Genomic DNA, 20721 nt, shown 5'->3' on the forward strand with positions numbered 1-20721 from the left:
TGAGTATTAGCTTTAAACAACAAAGCGTTGGCAATAAATAATTTAAAATATTTGTTGCCAACCTTCCTAACTATGTATATGCTTGCGGAAGTTTAATTACCTTGTTTATTTTGTTTACCTATCGTGAGTCTGCTCAACTTCCTTTCGTAAACCATCACAAGCTACAAAATTACCTGTCGATATAAATATTAATCATAAAAATATATGGTATCGATTGATGTTATTTTTGTCATTCGCTTGTCATAAACCTATGGTCAACTAGTGCAATCAAGCAGTTAACCTTTTTAATAAATGTTAACTATTTGAGCAAATGATGAATTTTATTTAATCTAAAATTATGATTAAACCCTCACATTGCTCATATAAACACTTGATTAGTGTAGGATTGATAGGGTAACTTAACTAAGCTAACTTAAATCTTTCGCAACACGAAAAATGTTAAGGAATTTTATTGTTAAAACTAACATCACCTAAGGGTGAGCAAATTATAACAGAAGGAGTATGATAATGTCATACCAATTTAACGGACACGAAATTACAGTTAACTTTCCAGTTAATTCAATTTCATCAAATAAAAACTCAATTGCTTTTACTGATTCACTTGGTAAAAATAAGACTACCTTTTCAAAACGCATCGAAGCGTTAAATTTTATGAAATGGTTAATCAGTTCTAACAAGTAAACCTCCACGCTTTGCGTACATCATTTGCTCTGTGATTTAATAAACTCGGCTAACGGTATTCTCCTCTCATTTACCGTACGTTTATTATAAACAGAGCAAACTGATCAATATCTCGAACCCAATACTTTATTCCATTCGAATCATAACACTAAAGCATTTATCTTTATTGGCCATGATTAGTTTACCTCAACTCAGGTTACAGCTTTCATTCCAACCAAGGTCTACCTCCCCTACTTTTATTGCAGGCGTATTACCATTCAATACAGCACTCGATGCAAAAGGCATTTGATGAACATTTATCATTCATATTAGAGGTGTGTTAAGGCCTGCTTTCTCAGATATCTGGGCAACATTGTGGCATTACCTAACAAGCCCCCTTGATGAATATACAGTATTTCACGGTCGTTGCTCATCCCAGACTCTATAGTGTGTTTCAATACATTTAATCCAATGGGATCATAAAGTAAATCAAACTCAATTCCAGTTGAATTCAATACCTGTTGCCATAGTTGAAATAATGAAAGATAAAGCTTACCGAAATGGTATTTGTTACCATCATTTACAATTTGGGGATGATATGAAGTATTAGAAGATAGCTCATAAAATTGCTTTATTAAGTAACTGTCACCGCCAACTGTGCTACAGGTTAACACTTCAATATCAAAAGAGGTTTTCTGAGTTTGTGTTACAAAGTACTCTTGCAAATATAATGCTGTAGTACCTGTTCCTGATGGCAAAAATATTGATAGCTTATTAATACTTTTGGCAACGGCCCAATTCAATATTTCTTTACCTAGAATATAGATACCCGTTCTCGCATATTCACAACGCCCCCCTTCAGGAATAAATAAGGTTTCGTGAACATTATCTTTTCTTAGATAATCTTGTTTCAAAACATTCATGGCATCATCTAAATGTTGACAGGCATTAAACAAATTTGAAGCCCAATCAATTTCAATGACATTGGCACCATTTTTAATTGCCTGAGAATAATTCGATTTGTTCCCAGAGGGTGAGTTCGCCTGTTGCTTTACATAACCGGCAATATGACTTACATAGTAATCTAATTGCCACCCCTTTATTTTTGCCAACACCGATAAAGAATATAATGAATTTGCCTGCGCAGAACCGGATCCGACGATATGAGAAACACCTGGAAAGTCATTAATTAAAAAATGATAAAATTTACGGGCTTTATTGCCGCTAAAATCTGCGTGTAACAAATCATCTCGTTTAATATGTATTTGTCTGCCTGCAAAGTACATCATTTCTGTGGGGCTATTCGTTAGCATCTATCTCAATCATAAAGTCATCAATAACGGCATTGTAGCTAATTTTAGTGAAAAGCCGCTATATTTAGTCTAATTACTCATTTTATTGGCCAAACTATTTTAAAAAATAGCAGTAACTGAATAAAATCAGCATTTTAAATTTTGGCATATTAAATGCTATACCCAATATGACTGATTTAAAATTGTTAAAAGGATCTCAAATGGCTATTTTTAGGCTGATTTTTAATATTGCATGGTTTGTACTAGGTGGTTTTGTAATGGGACTGGCTTGGTGGTTGGCTGGCTTATTGTGTTTTATCAGTATCATTGGCATTCCATTTGGCCGCGCTTGTTTCGTGATAGGTGAAATGGCATTTTGGCCATTTGGCCAGCAAACGGTTAATCGTAGACAATTGACTGGTGAGCATGATTTAGGCACTGGTACCATGGGAATGGTGGGTAACATAATTTGGTTCTTATTGTTCGGTATTTGGTTAGCAATAGGTCATCTAACCCATGCATTGGCTTGTTTTATAACCATTATTGGTATCCCATTTGGTATACAACACTTGAAGCTTGCCTTGTTGAGCTTAACCCCCATTGGTCAAACGGTTGTACCAAAAGAGCAATATTAATGGTTATGATGCTTATTTGATTCTAACAAGTAAGCATCCATCTTTTGTTGTGCATCGAATCTAGATAACCCACTATTGATAATATTCAGCCATTTACGACCTTGTTCATTATTATTAAAGGCTATATGCAAACTTTTTAACTCTAATGGTTGGATATTCATTTGTAATAAATGGGAAATTTCAGCAATCTTGGGTTCATGCAGAAGATACTCATAAACATTGAAATCAATAACGATTGCGTCGATCCTCCCCGCAGCTAGCTTTAAAATATTCTGCCGTTCATCATTCGCTGTCTCAAAACGCTGACGCCCATCGTTAATCATATTGTCTATTTCGACAGTATTAACATATCCCTTAACGACACCAAGGGTATAGTTATTTAAATCTGTAATGACTTTCCATTTGATTGGGTATTTTTTACGCTCTAATAAACCGATAGGGCTACTTCCAAGTGAGTTGGAAAATATAAAATCATCTGTGACATTCAGATACTCTGGAAAATAACCGTGGTTTGCACCTGTTTTTGCAACTCGGATAGCACGGTTCCAGGGCAACACCGCCACCTTCAAATCATGCCCTTCATAACTAAGTGCTTGTTGAACTATCTGAGTAGTTACCCCTTTATCAACTAAATGTACACCTGTAAATGGCGGCCATTCTAATGTTGAAAGCTCAAGAGTATCTGCAGTTAGCTGAACAGAAAACAGCATTACAAGAACACTTACTTTAAAAGCAAGCTTTTGACAGGCCAGAATATAAACCATTTATTTCCCTTAATTACCTTTAAAGTTCAGTGGTATAATGGTTTGAAAATGTAGAAAACTGCCGCAGTCGACAGCAAAACATGGCAACTGAAAGCGGTTAAAATAAGTACAATTATTTAATAATAGTACAGACTCACTTTTTGGTGCAATTTATGAATTATTGGTTGATGAAGTCAGAGCCTGATGAATTTAGTATTGATGATTTACAATTAAGTCATCATCAAAAAACACCATGGCAAGGAATTCGTAACTATCAAGCGAGAAATTTTTTACGAGATAGTGTAAAGCAAAATGATCGCGTGTTTTTTTACCATTCCAGCTGTAAAGTGCCTGCTATTGTTGGGTTAGTAGAAGTAAGCCAAGCGGCGACTGTAGACACCAGCGCTTTTGATGTTACCTCGGTATATTTTGATAAAAAGTCCGATATTGCTAATCCCAAATGGATTCAAGTTGAATTACATTTTATAGAAAAATTTAACCAGCCTATTACGTTAAAGCAGCTCAAAGCCGACCCACAGTTAACCAATATGGTGTTAGTTGCTAAAGGGGCAAGGTTGAGTGTACAGCCAGTCACGGCAGAAGAGTTTGAGCATATTATGTCTTTAAGTCGATGATTTGTAGAACAATCGCGCTTTGAATCAGCGCTTTACATCATAGATACGATGAATCGATAAAATAGGCTGACTCATATAACCAATTGTCCATCACTTAAGTGGTATACGAGTCACTATTTATCAAGATTTTCTAGGTTGTGTTTCTCTTTGTTGATAAATTTTACGGTAAGCTATTTTTCTGTCAGACAATCACAAATTAACGCCGCTTAGCGCCGATAAACATTTGAATTTACGGGAACAATAGCTAGAAAACAACCTCGATTTTCGGGGTGAGGCTAAAATGACTTTATACTGCATGGATAATATTGACATAGGGTAACGATTCCCGCAATTATCCGCCTAGCCTAAAGTCATTTTATCTCTTAGCATAAAAAACAACCAAAGATAAACTCGCCCTAACAACAGTGATGAACGCAGATTATTGTTCGCCCTGGGCAATACCGCCTTTTGCTGGAGCATGGGCGATAATGCGGTCGGCCATTCTTGAGAAAGGTAATGACTGCAACCATACCGTTCCGTGACCTTGTAACGTGGCTAAAAACAACCCTTCGCCACCAAAGACCATAGATTTTAATGAGCCAGCACGTTGAATGTCGTAATCAATTCCGGGAGAAAAGCCCACTAAACAGCCCGTATCAACCCGCAATACTTCCCCTTTTAATTCTTTTTTAATTAAGGTGCCACCAGCATGAATAAACACCATACCGTCGCCCTTTAAACTTTGCAGTATAAACCCTTCTCCGCCAAAAAATCCTGCGCCTAATCGGCGATTAAATTTCATTGTGACATTAGTGCCTAAAGCGGCCGCTAAAAAACTGTCCTTTTGACATATAATTTCGCCTTGGTGTTTTGACAAATCGACGGCTAAAACACTTCCCGGATAAGGGGCTGCGAATGCAACTTTGCGTTTACTATGACCATCATTTGTGAAATGAGTCATAAATATACTTTCACCGGTGAGTGCTCGTTTGCCAGCGCCGAGTAATTTGCCGAAAAAACCTGATTCAGGTTGAGAGCCATCACCCATTTTTGCTTCGAAGACAATATCCTGTTCCATATAATTCATGGCACCAGCTTCAGCAATTACGGTTTCTTTCGGGTCGAGTTCAATCTCAACTAGTTGCATACTCGAGCCAATGATTTCAAAATCCACTTCATGGCACTGTTTACTCATTAGTCTCTCCTTTAACATGTTATCTCTATAGATTATGTCACCAACATAATTACATGGACATAATATGTCAACTATATACTGCTCACTCAGCACAAGTCATCTTAGTCGATAAGATTAAACCGCCAATACAGCAAGCCGGCTAAGACTTTCAATATCTCATCCATTGTAACGGCCATACGGCACAACCTAATGTACTTGCGAGTACGATCTTTTTTATCCGTCACTTGAATGGTGCAAAACCGTTTAACTTAACTCTCTCATGTAAAAATTAAGTTGAAAAGGCGATTTGCTGGTGAACAAAACTTTATTTTTCCGTCAACTTAACATCACTGATATCAAGGTAAATATATACCTAGTAAGTGCCCTAACAAAAAGAACAAGCCAACTGTTACAATACAAACTACGATATAATTTCTTTAAAACAGAAGCTTAGGTTAGCCGCTAGAAATAGGAAATCATCCTAACCCAGTTGAACTAAGCTCTTTAGACCCCTGTAATTCGAAGCGGGTGAACTCATCAAGGATCAATTCAGTCAATAATTGCCCAGCTCGCCCAAGTGGCCGTTCAAGTGTCGACACCAACTGAGGAGTAAAACTAAATCGATGTCCTCCAAGGAAGTCGACTGTCTTTAACTCACCAGACTGCAATTCCTCTTGAATTAAAAATTCCGGCATCCAACCAAAACCCAGTCCTTTTAATAGGGCATTTTTTTTCATGATAAATCCTGACAAATAAAACACTTTATCGCCACCGAATTGCATTTCATCACGAATTAATCTTTGCGGAGAAGAATCTTGAATCGTCAACTCAACGTGTTGTTGTAACTCGGTCAAACTGACATTGTTAACAGTCACAAGCGGGTGTTGTCGGCTAGCCACCAAAATGCTTGTAATAGTTGGTAGCGCTTTGGGATGGTAATTAGGGCCTGCTAGATAGTCTTTTACCAGCATTAAATCAGCATTGTCTCGCTCAAATCTATGTTGCACACCGCCCAAAAACTCCATATTCAATTGTATTTTAGTCGGCACTTTGTGCTCTGCCATGCGCTTCAATGCCGTCATGATAGGTTCCATAGGTAACGCACCATCAATGACCAACTCTAGCTTTGGCTCCCAGCCCTCGCTAAATCGACTGGCAAGATGCTCGATATTAGCCAAATGTTGAAGCAAGCGCTGCCCTTCAGCCAGAATAACTCTTCCTTCAGGAGTTAATTCAGCTCGATACTGATCACGATTAAAAAGGCTGACACCTAGATGTTGCTCCAACTTTTTAACCTGATAACTCACCGCAGATTGTGCTTTATGCAGCTTTTCAGACGCTTTAGCAAAACTTCCTTCTTCGACTAATACCTGTAAAACCTTAAATGCATCGACATCTATGCGCATAAACCGTCCTTTTTCGGTGAAAATTCACTTTTTGTATCGAATAGCTGCCACAGCTGTATCAATTTCAATACGTTCTAAAAAATTGATTGAGTCTAGCTATTTATTATTCTTTTTTTTGTTCATCCAAGCAACTAAATTGAATGAATCTATGCAAAATAGATCACATTATTTTCGCGAAGCATGCGTTAGATGAGATTGAAATGTAGTACAAACGGATTAAGGAAGCTGTTATGCCATTTTATGTAAAACAAGGCGAGATCCCCACAAAGCGCCATATCGCATTCGAAAAAGATAATGGCGAGCTTTACCGTGAAGAACTATTCTCAACCCATGGTTTCTCAAACATTTATTCCAATAAATATCATCACAACATGCCAACTAAGGCGATTAACGTTGTGCCCTATGCTGTAGACCATGGTCAAGAATGGCAAGATTCACTCATTCAAAATTATAAGTTAGATTCGCGTATTGCTGACTGTGAAGGCAACTTTTTTAGTAGCCGCAACAAAATATTCTATAACAGTGATGTAGCGCTCTACACCGCAAAAGTTACCGATAGCACCCACGAGTTTTACCGGAATGCTTATGCAGACGAAGTGGTATTTGTACATGAAGGTGAAGGCCAGTTACTCAGCGAATATGGCGTGATTGAGGTAAAAAAATGGGATTACTTGGTGATCCCTCGCGGTACAACTTATCAACTAAAATTCAATGATTACAGTAATGTACGCTTGTTTGTTATTGAGTCATTTTCAATGGTAGAAGTGCCTAAACATTTTCGCAATGAATATGGTCAATTACTTGAATCTGCTCCGTATTGTGAGCGTGATATTCGCGTCCCTGAATTAGCCAATGCCATTGTCGAAAAAGGTGAGTTTCCTTTGGTGTGTAAGTTTGGCGATAAATATCAGCAAATGACGTTGGAATGGCATCCATTTGATCTTGTTGGTTGGGATGGCTGTGTTTATCCATGGGCATTTAATATCGAAGAATATGCACCAAAAGTTGGCAAAATCCATTTGCCGCCCTCAGATCATCTCGTGTTTACGGCACATAATTTTGTGGTGTGTAATTTTGTACCGCGCCCATATGACTTCCACCCGAAGTCAATTCCAGCCCCTTATTACCACAATAATATCGACAGCGATGAAGTCTTATATTATGTCGATGGCGATTTTATGAGCCGAACTGGTATTGAAGCGGGCTTTATGACCTTACATCAAAAAGGTGTGCCACATGGACCACAACCGGGCCGAACTGAAGCTTCTATTGGCAAGAAAGACACATACGAATATGCAGTGATGGTCGATACATTCGCCCCACTAAATCTTACTTCCCATGTAAAAAATTGCATGAGTGAAGACTACAACCGCTCTTGGTTAGAAAACTGAATAAACTGCATAAGTGCGAGTTGAAAATATAACGAGGAATAACAACATGGCAAGCGAACAAAACCCATTGGGACTTTTAGGTATCGAATTTACTGAATTTGCGAGTCCAGATACCGATTTTATGCATAAAGTATTCATTGATTTTGGTTTTTCAATGCTAAAAAAAGCCAAAGATCACGACATCACTTACTACAAACAAAACGACATCAACTTTTTATTAAATAAAAGTCGTGCGGGATTCTCAGCTGAATTTGCTAAATCACATGGCCCGGCAATTTGTTCGATGGGCTGGCGAGTCGAAGATGCGCAATTAGCTTTTAAACTGGCTGTTGAGCGTGGTGCCAAACCTGCTACAGAATCTGAAAAAGACATGGCCTACCCTGCTATTTATGGTATTGGCGACAGCCTGATCTATTTTATCGACACCTTTGGGGCTGATAATAATATTTATGCTAAAGATTTTGTTGATCTAGAAGACCCTATTATCACGCCTGAAAAAGGCTTTATGGAAGTCGACCATTTAACCAACAATGTCTATAAAGGCACTATGGAAAAATGGGCTAACTTCTATAAAGATATTTTTGGATTTACAGAAGTACGTTACTTTGATATCAGCGGTGCACAAACAGCACTAGTATCCTATGCACTTCGTTCACCAGATGGCAGTTTCTGTATTCCAATCAATGAAGGTAAAGGCAACAACAATAACCAAATTGATGAATACTTAGGTGAATATAATGGCCCAGGTGTACAGCATTTAGCCTTCAGAAGCCGCGACATTGTGGCATCTTTAGACGCGATGGAAGGCACTGCCATTAAAACTTTAGATATCATTCCTGAATATTACGACACGATTTTCGATAAGTTGCCTCAAGTAACCGAAGACCGTGAACGTATCAAACATCACCAAATATTGGTTGATGGTGATGATGACGGCTATTTATTGCAGATATTCACTAAAAACCTATTTGGACCGATTTTTATCGAAATTATTCAGCGTAAGAATAACCTTGGCTTTGGCGAAGGTAACTTTAAAGCCTTATTTGAATCAATTGAACGCGATCAAGTTCGTCGTGGTGTGCTATAAGCCCATCAAAGCAAAGCTTCGTTTTACAAAAGCCAGCCAAGTGCTGGTTTTTGTTTATATAGCAGATTACACTCATCGCTCATTTGATAACTTAGACTCTATTTATGCCTGATTTCGCTTTACTTGCGGTATTTATTCCGACTTTCTTTTTCGTCTCTATTACCCCTGGGATGTGTATGACACTAGCAATGACGCTAGGCATGAGTATTGGGGTACGCCGTACCATGTGGATGATGATAGGTGAATTAGTCGGGGTGGCGATAGTAGCCATAGCTGCAGTATTAGGCGTTGCCAGTATTATGCTTAACTATCCTCAAATTTTTGATATTTTGAAGTGGATTGGTGGCGCATACCTTTGTTATATCGGCATTAATATGTGGCGCGCCAGAGGCAAAATGGCCGTTATAGACGGTCAGCAAGTGAATACGCGCAGGCTGAGTTTAATCAGTCAAGGCTTCATTACAGCCATCGCTAATCCAAAAGGTTGGGCCTTCATGATTTCTCTATTACCGCCATTCATCAGTGTTGATAAACCAGTAGCACCACAGTTGTTGGTGTTACTCAGCATTATTATGGTGACGGAATCCTTATCTATGCTCGCCTATGCTAGCGGGGGCAAAAGTTTACGTCTGTTTTTATCCCGAGGTAATAATATCCGCTGGATGAATCGTATCGCAGGCAGCTTAATGATACTGGTTGGAGTTTGGTTAGCATTGGGGTAGTAGTAAATGCCCCCATGATTAAACAATAAATAAGATGTTAAATAGCCACCTTTATATGAATTTCCCCATTTTTATGGCAATACTTACAGGTTATGGCTTATCTTTAAAAGGCAATTGCTGGCTAATTTGTGCCATGTATAACGTCATATTCTGTTGTTCTTGCAGACAATAATGACTTATTGCCTCTTTAAATTCTGAATGAGCAATTAAATGTTTTGAGTACGTTGCTATAGGCTCGAATCCTCTTGCGATTTTATGTTCGCCTTGCGCCCCAGCATCAAATACTGACAAGTTATTTTTAATGGCGTAATCAATACCCTGATAATAACAAGTCTCAAAATGTAAACCATCAATCTCAATCAAGGTGCCCCAATAACGGCCATATAAATGGCTTTTAGATACAAAAAACAACGCCGCTGCTATCATTTGTTGATGACAATCTGTCACAATCAATAATCGAATAACCTCGCCCATCGATTGACGTAAGCCTAAAAAGAAAGCCTCGTTTAAGTATCCTTGATGCCCTGAACGTTTTTGATATGTTAACTGATAACATTTTATAAAGTGATGCCACTGTGCCAAGCTTGCATCTTCGCCTGAGACAAACGTAAAATTTAAGTTTTGTGAAGCTAACAATTGACGTTCTTTATTGATATTTTTACGTTTTCTCGATGTCATCGTTTCCAAAAAATGTTCAAAATCACTGTACCCTTTGTTATGCCAATGAAACTGCGTGCCCTTTCGGGTGATACCCATATTTTGCGGCCATAACGCTAGCTGCTCTTCACTGATAAATAAGCCATGCCAAGATGAATGATGGTAGTTAAGCATTTTTTGCTCGAGGTATTCACAAATAGCAATCAATATTGCTTTTCGAGCCGATGGTGCCACATCGATATGGAAGCCAAATCGATGCCCTGTTGCGGGAATAAACGGTACGCTGGTGACTAATTTAGGGTAATAATTGAGTTGATTTCGCTCATACGCTTCAGCCCATGCCCAATCAAAGACATATTCCCCCCACGAATGGGTTTTCTCATACATTGGCATAATCGCGCAAATTTTACCCGTGGTTTCATCTTTGATGACAAGATGACTCGCTTGCCATCCCGAAGCACCGCCAACACAACCAGCCCTTTCAAGCCCTTGAAGAAAATCAAATTTAATAAAAGGGTTATCATCATTAAAACATTGTTTCCATTGGAGACGCCCAATCTCATCAATATTATTTACTTCAGTAATGAGAAATGCTTGCTGCAATGTTTTACCCTTATTATTTAACCAATTTATCACTACAGCATACCAATTTTCTTGCAGCTATGGCACAGTCGAATAATTCAAGGAACGACTTAAGGATTACCCGTGTTTTCAAGCATCAAATTTACCCCATTATTACTCTCAACTGTAATCAGTTTCAGTATGACTGCGGCCAGTTTTTACCCTTCAAAGGTTGCTGCCAGTGAGGATTCAATCTTCAGTGAAATGGCAACAGCCCAGCCTATTTTTGCTAAAAATGGCATGGTAGTCAGTCAGGAAGCCATGGCCAGTCAAATTGGTGTTGATATCCTTAAGCGAGGTGGTAATGCTATTGATGCTGCTGTGGCTGTAGGGTTTGCACTTGCGGTGACCCTGCCACGCGCAGGCAACATTGGCGGCGGTGGCTTTATGCTTGTTCACATAGCAAAAGATAACAAAACCATTGCCATTGATTACCGCGAAACCGCTCCAGCTAAAGCCCACAAAGATATTTTCCTCGATGAAAAAGGCAATGCTGTTGATAAATTAAGTCGAGAGCATGGCTTAGCTGTCGGGGTGCCAGGTACCGTGATGGGCATGGAAATGGCACTCAAACAATATGGCACTATGTCATTACAACAAGTGCTTGCTCCAGCCATTGTACTGGCGAAAGAAGGCATTGAGGTAACATCAGATCTTGCTAATTCATTGGCCGGTACTAAAAATAGAATTTCACAATGGCCAAGTTCTAGAGCTATTTTCTATCGCCCCGACGGCAGCAATTTTGAGGTCGGCGATACATTAATCCAACCCGAACTCGCCCATTCGTTATCACTCATTTCCAAACTTGGTAGTAAAGGCTTTTACCAAGGTGAGACTGCTGAAAAAATGGTTACCTCGATTCAGCAAGCCGGTGGGGTAATGACATTATCTGATCTTGCAAATTATAAGGTCGTTGAACGTGAACCCATTCGCGGTACCTATCGAGGCTATGAAGTCGTCTCTATGCCTCCACCGTCATCAGGCGGAGTTCACATTATTGAAATGCTGAATGTATTAGAACAATTTCCAATTGATCAATTTGGCCATAATACCGCTCAAACATTGCATGTTATGGCCGAATCAATGAAATATGCCTATGCCGATCGCAGTGAGTTTTTGGGTGATCCTGACTTTGTCGATGTGCCCATTAACAATCTGATCAGTAAAGACTATGCCCACCAAATCGCAAACAAAATCGCCTTGAATAAAACCACCCCAAGTAGCGAAATTAAACCCGGAAATATAGAGGGATATGAAAGTCCACAAACCACTCATTACTCTGTGGTCGATAAATGGGGAAATGCGGTTTCAAACACTTACACCCTTAACTTCAGCTACGGTTCTGGACTTGTTGCCACAGGTACTGGCATTTTATTAAATAATGAAATGGACGACTTCTCGGTTAAACCCGGGGTCCCTAATGGTTACGGCCTAATTGGCGGAGAAGCAAATTCAGTTAAGGGGAATAAACGCCCACTGAGTTCAATGAGCCCAACCATTGTAATGAAAGACGGTAAACCTTTTTTAGTGACCGGCAGCCCAGGTGGTTCAAGAATAATTAATATCACACTCCAAATTATTATGAATGTCATTGATCATCAACTGAATATTGCCGAAGCCAGCGCCGCAGCAAGGGTACATCATCAATGGCTTCCTGATTTTCTATGGGTTGAACGTAATTTGAATCAAGACACCATTTCATTACTTGAGGCCAAAGGCCATAAAGTGAAAGTGCAACAATCGATTGGCAGCACGCAATCCATTATGGTGACTGAACAAGGTAAATATGGCTCATCCGATCCTCGTAGAGCTGGATCAGCTGCTGTAGGTTACTAAGCCATTTTGCCCCCTGTGCCAGAGAGTGTGAAAGCCTACACTCTCTGACTTTATGCCTAATAAGCATGGTTTCAGTTCAAGTGTAAAATCCAAATATCATTCCAATTCCACAATGATTAATTTAAGTGAAAAATACCACTGTTCAAAATTGTGAATTTATGTTGCCAACTTCCACTCACTTTGAATTTAAGTTAACTTTGTTAAAAACAATTAAAGTAAATACACTAACTCGCCGATATTTATGCTTATTAGCTTCTTATTGAGTGTTGTTAGATTAACGCTGCTCTGTGATACGGAACATCTGAGTTAAAAAAGAAAAGACTATTGATTAAAAACATATTTCGATATTTTTAATGTGATTTGTGGTTGCTCTAGAAAACGAGTAACACATTGAGTTGCTTCTTGGAGTGGCCTTAAACAATTTTAAGCCATAATTATCAATATAATTTTCGATAACTGCCTTATTAATTGGTGATTTATCAAAAAATTAGCTATATCAATATAGCTAAACATAAAAATAAGCCCTTTGGGCATAATGAGTGATGATAAAGGAGTACCCCTATGCACTTTAACGTGAAAGCGCTTCCGTTAGCGATTTCTATTGCATTAGCACCAGCAGCGTTTGCTGATGAAGCCACAGATGCAAAAATTGCACAACTAGAACAGCAAGTTCAGGTTTTACAAGCACAGCAAACCAAAAGTCTTACCGAAAAATTCAACTTTAACGGCTTTATTAGCGGCGGATATATCACTTCTGATAACGATGCCGGTTATAACAATGCCACTACAAGTGCCGACTTCAGCCAAGATACCAAGTTAGGCTTTCAAGGCACATTTAACATGAGCAACCAAACTCAGGCTGTTTTACAGCTGATGATGAAAGGTGAACATGATTGGGAAGTAGAAGCGGAATGGGCTTATTTATCTCATCGTTTCGATAATGGCGTAAAACTTCGTGGCGGTAAGCTGCGCGTACCCTTATTCATGTATTCTGATTACCTAGATGTGGGTTACGCCCAGCCATTCGCTAGACCACCTTCTGAAGTCTATGGAACCATTCCGTTCTCATCATACACAGGTGCAGGTATCTCATACGATGTTGAATTTGATGACTCAACATTAACCTTGCAAGGTTTTGGTGGCGAGTCTGATGTGAGAGATTCTGCTGTAGAAATAAGCAATTTAATGGGTGCTAACGTCAGCTGGACCGATGAAGTATGGACCCTTCGTGGTGTATATGCTCAGGCAAAGCTTGATGGACCAATTACCACAACTGTCAATGTGCCTTTAGCACCAGGTGTTGAAACAAGTGCTGAGTTTACTGTGCTTGATTTAAATGATGAAACCGGCTCATTCATTGGGTTGGGGGCAAGTTATGATAACGGCTCATTCTTAGCAGTAACCGAATGGACCCGTTCAGAGATTGATAATGCCTATCCAGATACTGATTCAGGTTATTTGACACTCGGTTATCGTATTGCAGAATTTACCCCATATGTCACTGTGGCATATTTGAAAACCCAAGATAATGATGAACGTTTACCTGTCTCTCAGCCTGATGTGATTAGAATGATTGCTTTTAATGCTGAGCGTATGGCATATAGTGCAGGCCTGCGTTGGGACGTGATTGACAATGTCGCGATCAAATTCGACGTCACTTATGCTGACGAGTTTGGTGACACTTCTGGTGGCTTAGATGGTAATACACTCGATGATACAACGGGTAAGTTTGTTTACGATGATACTGTGATTTACACCGTTAAATTCGATGCTGTATTTTAAAAGGGAGCGATGATATGAAAAAGTTATTATCTGTATTCGCGCTCAGTTTAGGTGTTGCATTTACGGCCTCTGCTGGTGTTGTTGTCATTGGTAACAATGCTGCGGGTGATATGTCGATGTCTGATGCTAAAAAAGCATTCTTAGGCAAAGGCGACAACAGTTTAGTTGTGTATGAATTAGATGAGGGTAACCCGACTCGATCAGAGTTTCACAGCACAGTAACTGGAAAATCTGATGCACAATTAAAAGCATTTTGGTCTAAGCAAGTGTTTACTGGAAAAGGTAACCCACCAGCAACAGTCGCCTCTGCCGCGGCAATGAAAGCCGCTGTTGCATCAAACCCAAATGCGATTGGTTATATTGATGAAGCAGATGTCGATGGCACTGTAAAGATCATTTTGAAACCTTAATATTGATCACTTAAGGTTTTATTTTTACGACCTTATTTTTAAACGATGTAATACCTTTGTGTATTACATCGTTTTTTTTGTTACAAACTAAAGCTCAAAAAAATGCTAAAACCTTTAAAATAATCCCTGAAAATTACACTCTAATTAAAAAAGGGAATAATAATGAAGGGATTAACCCTCAAACCAATTGTCACAGCGGTTTCTTTGGCTATCGCGTTAAGTGCCTGTTCAAGCAACGACGCTAACTTGGCGTTACATTCAGCTCAATCGAATACCGAGATTGAAAACGCCACCGAATCTCAACATGCTAATAATCCTTTTTTCAAACCGTATGATACTTTTTTTGGTATCCCAGATTTTGATAAAATCCAGCCTGAACATTACTTACCCGCATTTGAAGCTGGCATTGCTGAGCAAAAGCTGCAAATTGCAAATATAGCTCAAAACCCTCAACCCGCTACGTTTGCCAATACTATCGAAGCTATGGAGTTTTCAGGAGATCTGCTTACCAAGGTTATCAGAGTGTTTTATAACCTCACTAGTGCGCATACTAATCCTGAATTACAAGAGATCTCGAAAACTGTTTCGCCAATGTTATCTTCTGCCAGCGACGATATTTTTTTAAATGATCGATTATTTCAACGTGTAAAAACCGTCTATTTACAAAAAGACACATTAAATTTAAATGTAGCAGAAGCTAAGCTTTTGGAAGATACCTACAAATCATTTACCCGTGGAGGCGCAAACTTATCGGTTGAAGACAAGCAAAAACTGCGTGATTTAAACGAACAAATTGGTAAATTAAACTTGGTATTTGGCGATAATGTACTGGCAGAGAACAATGCCTTTCAATTAATTATCGACAATAAACAAGATTTAGCAGGCTTGCCCGATGATGCGATTAACACCGCCGCCCAAAAAGCCATTAAACTCGGTCATGAAGGCAAATGGGTGTTCACGATTCATCGGCCGTCAATTACTCCTTTTTTAACCTACGCCGATAATCGTCAGTTGCGCGAAAAAATATACAAAGCCTACATATCACAAGCCAATCATGATAATGCTAATGACAACAAATCAACCTTAGCTCAAATTGCAGCTTTACGCGCTGAGCGTGCAAAATTAATGGGTTACCAAACACATGCCCATTTTGTACTTGAAAAACGAACAGCTAAAACCCCTGAAAATGTCTACAACCTGTTAAATAAAGTATGGCCTGCCGCTTTAGAACAAGCGAAAACTGAAGCGGCCGATTTACAACAAGTCATTGACAGTGAAAATGGCGGTTTCAAGCTTGAAGCGTGGGACTGGTGGTATTATTCAGATAAAATTCGTGTTGCCAGATATGACTTTAATGAACAGCAAACAAAGCCTTACTTTTCGTTAGAAAGCACGCTTGATGGCGTTTTCCATACCGCTAACCGTCTATTTGGTATTACGGTTAAAGAGCGCACAGATTTGCCCAAATATCACCCAGATGTTCGCACTTGGGAAGTTTATGATAAAGATGGCAGTTTGATAGGGATCTTTATGGGAGATTACTTTGTCCGCGGTTCAAAACGTGGCGGAGCTTGGATGAATGCTTATCGGCAGCAATACAAGATGAATGGCGTGGATTCAAAGCCTATTATTGTAAACGTATTGAACTATCCTCGTCCGGCCGCGGGCGAACCTGCCTTATTAACCTTTGATGAGGCAAGTACCCTATTCCATGAGTTCGGACATGCCTTACATGGGTTATTATCGAATATTAAGTATCGTTCTCAATCGGGTACTAACGTGCCAAGAGACTACGTAGAATTTCCTTCTCAAGTGATGGAAAACTGGATGACTCAACCAGAAGTACTGGCCCAGTTTGCCAAACACTATCAAACAGGCGAAGTGATCCCACAAACCTTAGTTGAGAAGATTCAAGCAGCAAGTCAATTCAATCAGGGATTTTCAACCGTGGAGTATATGGCGGCAACATATCTTGATTTAGATTGGCATACCTTGAAAAACAATGACATTCATAATGCGGCAGAATTTGAAGAAAATTCGTTAACTAAAATGGGCTTAATTCCACAAATTGCTCCTCGTTACCGCAGTACTTATTTCTCACATATTTTTGCCGGAGGCTATTCCGCTGGCTACTACAGCTATTTATGGTCAGATATTTTAGGCGCCGATGCGTTTGAAGCATTTAAAGAAAATGGTATTTTTGATAAGCACACCGCAGATAAGTTCCGTCAATATATCTTATCCACCGGTGGTAGTGCTGATCCTATGATGCTTTACAAACAATTTCGCGGAAAAGAAGCAGGTATTGAACCGTTACTTCGCTCAAGAGGCTTGTTAGACAAACACTAAAATTTACTCATTGGTTTAAAAAGCATCACATCATTTGTGATGCTTTTTTTTAACTGTTTACAAATGCATCAGTAACAAATTGATACAGCAAAAAACAAGCTCTCGTCACATTTACTTCATTGAAATTCGATATAATTTGCCCGCTTTAATAATAAAAAACCAACACATAATCATAGGTTTGTTATTCAAGCAAGGGCAAAGTCGCCCTGGGGTCGAACAGGAAATATCTCAATGCATAACAAAAAAATACTTGCGATGATTATCGCTAGCTCACTTGGTTTATCCGCATGCGGTAATAACGATGATGAATCCATCGGTGTCATTGAAGTGGATTTACGCGTAATGGAAACCACTGATCTTCACACCAATATCATGGACTTTAACTATTATTCAGGCAAAGACGATCCTACTATTGGTTTAGCTCGTACCGCCAGTTTGATTAATGCCGCAAGAGCGGAAGTCACCAACTCTGTGTTAGTTGATAATGGCGATTTATTGCAAGGCAGCCCTATGGGCGATTACATGGCTAGCGTAGGTGTAGATGATACTCACCCTGCTTACAAGGCAATGAACACACTTGACTATGATGTGGCCAATATAGGTAACCATGAGTTTAACTATGGTTTAGACTTCCTCGAAAAATCACTAGAGGGAGCAGATTTCCCTTACATAAGCGCTAACGTAATTTGTGCCAATAAAGCGGGGTGTTGGAATGATATACAATTCTCAGAGCCGATGTTCAGCCCTTATCTCATAAAAGAAAAAGTCGTAGTCGATACCCGAGGGAATGAGCATACAATTAATATAGGTTATATCGGTTTTGTTCCACCGCAAATTATGATTTGGGATAAAGCCAACCTTGAAGGTGAAGTTGAAACCATAGGAATTACCCAAGCGGCGAACAAATATGTACCTGAAATGAAAGCCAAAGGCGCCGATGTGATCATTGCTATTCCCCATTCAGGCATTGGTTCACCAGAAAACCCTGGCGATGCATGGGCTGAAAATGCAACATTCGCATTGACCGATGTAGATGGCATTGATGCAATTATGTTTGGCCACAGTCATTCCATATTCCCACATGCAAATTATGCCACTTTACCAAATACTGACGTAGAAAAAGGTTTATTAAATGGCGTACCTGCGGTGATGCCAGGTCGCTGGGGTGATAATTTAGGGATTGTTGATTTAAAACTGCGTAAAAAAGACAGCCAATGGGTAGTAATACACAGTGAGTCACAAACAGAAGCGCGTCCAATTTATGATAATGCTAACAAAACGCCATTAGTGACCGGTGAAGACAGCATTCGTGATGCTGTTGCTTTAGAGCATCAAGGTACACTTGACTATGTAAACAAACCAATAGGTAAATCTACCGGCGACATGTATAGCTTCCTATCGTTGGTACAAGACGATCCTACGGTACAAATTGTATCGGATGCACAGATTGCTAATGTAAAAGCAAAATTACCACCAGAATTAAAAGATTTCCCAATCTTGTCAGCCTCGGCACCATTCAAAGCAGGTGGAAGATACTCTGAAGGTGATGCAGCTCAATATGTTATGGTTGAAAAAGGCGATCTAACCTATAAAAATGCTGCTGATTTGTATTTATACCCAAATACTATGGTTGCAGTTAAAGCAAATGGCGCCGAGCTTAAAGATTGGTTAGAGTGTAGCGCAAATCAGTTTAATCAAATTGATCCAAATATTACTGCCCCACAAAACTTAATCAACCGTACAGGACACCCAACATATAATTTTGACACTATTGATGGCGTGACCTACAAAATTGATGTCACACAACCGGCTAAATTCGATCGCAATTGTAAAGTGGTTAATCCAGATGCTAACCGTATTGTCGAGTTAACCTACACAAACACTGAAGGTCAGCAAATAACAGGCAATGAACTAGACGCAATGGAGTTTATTATTGCTTCAAATAACTACCGCGCATTTGGCGGTGCATTTGCTGGAACCGGACCGGAACATGTCATTTTAGAACTTCCAGATGAAAACCGTGCAGCATTAGCAACCTACATCACTGAGCAATCACAGCCTGATGGCAGCGGTGGTTATCATTCTGCGGTAAACCCGACCGCAGACTACAACTGGGACTTCAAAACCATCAATACATCAATTCAATTAGATGTACGTTTTGAAACCCAAGACAGTGAATTAGCTGACACATTTATTCAAGCTAATCAGCAACGTAAAATGGTCAAAAAACAAGTTGAAGGAACGATAGCTGGGTTTGCGATTTATAGTATCGATTTACAAAACGACCCAATAAGATAATTTCACGTGTTATAAAATGCCATGCCCTACATTTGTAGGGCATTATTTTTTTCAGCCCATAAACCACCTACTTCATTAGGGGGTTATCATCAATTAGGCTTTGCCTGCAGTATGTTCAATAGCTGATTAACTCAAGTGATAGGTAAGCTTTGCTAATGGTGCGGTACAAGCTTCTAAATCAGGGATGATTTAGTAAAGCCTATAGGGATATATTTACGGCGTCTTGTTAACGCACGTATAGGATAGCGCCCTTTTAGGGAGTGATATCAAAGCCACCTTCTTTAGAAGGTGGATTCTTTACATTGGCTTTACCAGTGCTATGATGAAATACATCTTCGTTATTCGGATATATGCACATGATTCCTCATCAAAAATTCACTTATTTTTTTATATTTGGCTTTTTTTGCCTTAGCCTGTTAAGCATGAGTAGCATGGCACAAGTCATTAGCCCATCACATAGCACACCAACGCTAAAAAGTGACGATGATAGCGCTCAAAAATGGACTTTTATTTTGGTTCGTCACGGTGAAAAACAAGCTGGCAGCGACCCCGAATTAAATGAACAAGGCACACTCAGAGCCCAACGACTTGCAGATATGCTGCAGCATATTCCGCTAAATAAAGTGTACTCAACCGATTATCGCCGTACGCAGTTAACAGCAGAACCTACTGCTAAAAGTCAGAGCTTGCCAGTAACGTCATATGATCCTAGCGATCTTGAAGGGTTTAGCCAAACATTAATGCAACAACCTGGGCGTTATTTAATTGTCGGCCACGGCAATACGATGATTGTATTAGCTAAAAAGTTAAGCCTGCAAGCCGATTTTGCCAAAATGGATTACACCGAAGATTATGATCGTATGTATTTTATTGAAGTGAATATTATTGATGGTAAAAGAACAAATTCAGTATATCGGTTCAGTTATTAATCCTCGCAAAGCTTTTTAGCATGAGATTTTAACAATAATGACATTACAATGAAAACGTCATTTCATATCTCACCTTGTTTTCACGATTTTGTCTTCGTTCAGTAACTGTGTTTCT

Annotated in this window: 16 protein-coding genes; 11 read left to right on the plus strand and 5 right to left on the minus strand. The window is 39.3% G+C overall.

The genetic code is table 11. The features are described 5' to 3' along the window. Window positions 1-989: 989 nt before the first annotated feature. Window positions 990-1973: a 1-aminocyclopropane-1-carboxylate deaminase/D-cysteine desulfhydrase gene (locus OHT75_RS16215; protein WP_264728496.1), complete on the minus strand. Its 984-nt coding sequence runs from the start codon at window positions 1971-1973 to the stop codon at window positions 990-992. A 200-nt stretch (window positions 1974-2173) separates the two neighbouring features. Between OHT75_RS16215 and OHT75_RS16220 the strand changes: the two genes are divergently transcribed. After that, window positions 2174-2587, plus strand: a complete 414-nt coding sequence (locus OHT75_RS16220) for a YccF domain-containing protein (protein WP_264728498.1) — start codon at window positions 2174-2176, stop codon at window positions 2585-2587. On the opposite strand, the gene OHT75_RS16225 is transcribed toward OHT75_RS16220, so the two are convergent. After that, window positions 2584-3351: a substrate-binding periplasmic protein gene (locus OHT75_RS16225; protein ID WP_264728500.1), complete on the minus strand. Its 768-nt coding sequence runs from the start codon at window positions 3349-3351 to the stop codon at window positions 2584-2586. The genes OHT75_RS16220 and OHT75_RS16225 overlap by 4 nt on opposite strands. Window positions 3352-3503: 152 nt before the next feature. Between OHT75_RS16225 and OHT75_RS16230 the strand changes: the two genes are divergently transcribed. Beyond that, window positions 3504-3965, plus strand: a complete 462-nt coding sequence (locus tag OHT75_RS16230) for an EVE domain-containing protein (protein ID WP_264728502.1) — start codon at window positions 3504-3506, stop codon at window positions 3963-3965. A 418-nt stretch (window positions 3966-4383) separates the two neighbouring features. Here OHT75_RS16230 and OHT75_RS16235 read toward each other — a convergent pair whose 3' ends face one another. Together OHT75_RS16235 and OHT75_RS16240 are read right to left on the minus strand one after the other, a co-directional pair. Next, on the minus strand, window positions 4384-5139 hold the full coding sequence (locus tag OHT75_RS16235; RefSeq protein ID WP_264728504.1) for a TIGR00266 family protein: 756 nt from the start codon (window positions 5137-5139) through the stop codon (window positions 4384-4386). 455 nt (window positions 5140-5594) lie between these two features. Next, window positions 5595-6524, minus strand: a complete 930-nt coding sequence (locus tag OHT75_RS16240) for a LysR family transcriptional regulator (protein ID WP_264728506.1) — start codon at window positions 6522-6524, stop codon at window positions 5595-5597. Between the two features lie 230 nt (window positions 6525-6754). On the opposite strand from OHT75_RS16240, the gene OHT75_RS16245 reads away from it, so the two are divergent. The 3 genes from OHT75_RS16245 to OHT75_RS16255 all read left to right on the plus strand — a co-directional run bounded on the left by OHT75_RS16245 (window position 6755) and on the right by OHT75_RS16255 (window position 9724). After that, the gene (locus tag OHT75_RS16245; protein ID WP_264728507.1) at window positions 6755-7915 is read left to right on the plus strand and encodes a homogentisate 1,2-dioxygenase; all 1161 of its coding nucleotides are present in this window, start codon (window positions 6755-6757) and stop codon (window positions 7913-7915) included. Between the two features lie 46 nt (window positions 7916-7961). Beyond that, window positions 7962-9002 (plus strand): 4-hydroxyphenylpyruvate dioxygenase, encoded by a 1041-nt coding sequence (gene hppD, locus OHT75_RS16250; protein ID WP_264728509.1) that lies wholly within the window; start codon window positions 7962-7964, stop codon window positions 9000-9002. Window positions 9003-9106: 104 nt separating this feature from the next. After that, window positions 9107-9724, plus strand: a complete 618-nt coding sequence (locus OHT75_RS16255) for a LysE family translocator (RefSeq protein ID WP_264728511.1) — start codon at window positions 9107-9109, stop codon at window positions 9722-9724. A gap of 90 nt (window positions 9725-9814) precedes the next feature. Here OHT75_RS16255 and OHT75_RS16260 read toward each other — a convergent pair whose 3' ends face one another. Then, on the minus strand, window positions 9815-11017 hold the full coding sequence (locus OHT75_RS16260; protein WP_264728513.1) for a GNAT family N-acetyltransferase: 1203 nt from the start codon (window positions 11015-11017) through the stop codon (window positions 9815-9817). 126 nt (window positions 11018-11143) lie between these two features. Here OHT75_RS16260 and ggt point away from each other — a divergent pair, with 126 nt between their 5' ends. From ggt to OHT75_RS16290, 6 genes are all read left to right on the plus strand, one after another. Then, on the plus strand, window positions 11144-12838 hold the full coding sequence (gene ggt, locus OHT75_RS16265) for a gamma-glutamyltransferase (RefSeq protein WP_264729050.1): 1695 nt from the start codon (window positions 11144-11146) through the stop codon (window positions 12836-12838). A 561-nt stretch (window positions 12839-13399) separates the two neighbouring features. Beyond that, complete coding sequence (locus tag OHT75_RS16270; protein WP_264728515.1) at window positions 13400-14620, plus strand: porin family protein; 1221 nt, start codon at window positions 13400-13402, stop codon at window positions 14618-14620. A 14-nt stretch (window positions 14621-14634) separates the two neighbouring features. Continuing rightward, a complete protein-coding gene (locus OHT75_RS16275) occupies window positions 14635-15030 on the plus strand; it encodes a phosphate ABC transporter substrate-binding protein (RefSeq protein ID WP_264728516.1) in 396 nt (131 codons plus the stop codon). A 162-nt stretch (window positions 15031-15192) separates the two neighbouring features. Next, the gene (locus OHT75_RS16280; protein ID WP_264728518.1) at window positions 15193-17379 is read left to right on the plus strand and encodes a M3 family metallopeptidase; all 2187 of its coding nucleotides are present in this window, start codon (window positions 15193-15195) and stop codon (window positions 17377-17379) included. A 231-nt stretch (window positions 17380-17610) separates the two neighbouring features. Continuing rightward, window positions 17611-19677: a bifunctional 2',3'-cyclic-nucleotide 2'-phosphodiesterase/3'-nucleotidase gene (locus OHT75_RS16285; protein ID WP_264728520.1), complete on the plus strand. Its 2067-nt coding sequence runs from the start codon at window positions 17611-17613 to the stop codon at window positions 19675-19677. 431 nt (window positions 19678-20108) lie between these two features. Beyond that, window positions 20109-20606 (plus strand): histidine phosphatase family protein, encoded by a 498-nt coding sequence (locus OHT75_RS16290; protein ID WP_264728522.1) that lies wholly within the window; start codon window positions 20109-20111, stop codon window positions 20604-20606. Window positions 20607-20721 lie beyond the last annotated feature (115 nt).

Origin of the sequence: Shewanella subflava, assembly GCF_025971955.1 — a bacterium.
Classification (GTDB): domain Bacteria; phylum Pseudomonadota; class Gammaproteobacteria; order Enterobacterales; family Shewanellaceae; genus Shewanella; species Shewanella subflava.